2 protein-coding genes are annotated in these 1,544 nt (G+C 65.8%); both read left to right on the top strand.

Annotated elements, in window-relative coordinates; all coding sequences use genetic code 11:
- A partial coding sequence (locus IBL25_RS26030) for a hypothetical protein (RefSeq protein WP_187781332.1) occupies window positions 1-911 on the top strand: 911 nt, incomplete at its 5' end.
- Window positions 908-1,544 (top strand): hypothetical protein (locus IBL25_RS26025; RefSeq protein ID WP_187781331.1); only part of this gene is annotated, 637 nt, incomplete at its 3' end. The genes IBL25_RS26030 and IBL25_RS26025, both read left to right, overlap by 4 nt.

Below are 1,544 nucleotides of genomic sequence, written 5' to 3'. Positions count from 1 at the left end.
CCCGTGCGCAGATCGTGGGCAAGGCGAGCGGCGGGGCGGGCGCAGTAGTGGTTCGGATGGGCGACGGGACAGTTAATCCCAGCTCCAACACGATCCACATGTCTGCCTCCGGTGTGTCTCGCGGGCTCATCGAGTGGCTGGGCAGCAACGGATCCAACGTCGTCGATATCTCGCCGGCCTACCTCCCGACAGGCGGTGTCGCACAGATCGGAACTGGCAATACCGGCACTACCAGCTCGGACACGGTTCGTCTGAGCGGTTACGTCGAAGGCAGCTCCCGCTTCACTAAGTTGGGCGGTCCGGCGGACGGCCGCGCTGAGATCGGCCTGCAGGCCACCGCTTCGGCTATCGGCGCCCGCGCATGGGGTGAGAATGTCGCAGCCAATGCCGCTTACAGCGAAGCGCGAGGTCGCAACACGTCCACCAGTGGTGTGGACAGCGAGGCCACCGGGAATGGCGCCGTTACCTACCATCGTGGCGCCCGCGCCCGGTCTAGTGGCACGCTGCGCGCCGCCGGAGATCGGCAGCATTACGACGCGCACTGGTTCGGTGAGACCGTCGATGCCGTGCAGACGGAACTGATGCTCGGCGGCCCGACCACCACGAACCGCTTCTTCATCGACACAAACCGATACCTCGCTGGCACAATCCGTATCTGCGGCGTGCAGGTTGGCGGCTCTGCCATTCGCATCACGCGAGAGTTTAAGTTCACGCTGTTGCGGCAGAGCGGCGCAGCGGTCCTGACGGTAACGCCGACGACGATTGAGCAGACCGACGTGGCGCTGGACTGCGTGGCTCAACTCGACGGCACATCTACGTATCTATCCGTACTTGTCACTGGCAAGGCGTCCGTGCGCGTGGCCTGGGACGCTTGGATGGATGCTTCCTTCATCCGCATGGTCTCGCCGTGAGCAAGTCCATCAGCACCACGAACAGCGAAATGGTCTCGCTGTTCAACGTCCTCGCGCGCGCCATTGAGAGCCGCGCCTTTCCTCGCACCGGCACGGAACTCAACGACATGCTGAAATTTCAGGGCAAGTTGGTGAAGGCTGGCGGCAAGCTGCTGACCGCCAGCGGCGGGATCGTGACGCCGCCGGTTGATCCGCCGGTGACGCTGCCTGCGGTGGTCATCACGCCGGCGGCTGGCTCCTTTCGAACGGACCTGGCCTCAGGCACAGCGATGGCCACCGTATCGGCGGTTCCTGCCGGCGCGACCCGTACGCTGACCGTGGCCGGCGGCGTGGCTGAGTTCAATGCCGACAAGACGCAGATCCGGCGCAGCAGCACCGGCACGCTCTCCGTCGGCTCGCTCTCCGTCACCGTGACGGACACGCACCCCAATGCGACGAACAGCCCCCGCAGTGCGACGGCCAGCCTTTCCATCGTGGCGCCGCCGGTCACGTTGCCGGCGATCTCTCTCACGGCGGCCGGAGCATCCTTCCAGACCGATGTCGCGGCTGGAACCCTGCTCGCCACCGTGTCGCAGGGCGTTCCGGCAGGCGCCACCCGCGCTTTCACGGCCGGCGGCAATGTGGTGGTCTTCG

Origin of the sequence: Pseudoroseomonas ludipueritiae, from assembly GCF_014490445.1 — a bacterium.
In the GTDB taxonomy this organism is placed as follows: domain Bacteria; phylum Pseudomonadota; class Alphaproteobacteria; order Acetobacterales; family Acetobacteraceae; genus Pseudoroseomonas; species Pseudoroseomonas ludipueritiae.
The sequence above is the reverse complement of the archived record's forward strand: the minus strand, read 5'-3'. Positions and strand labels throughout refer to the sequence as shown.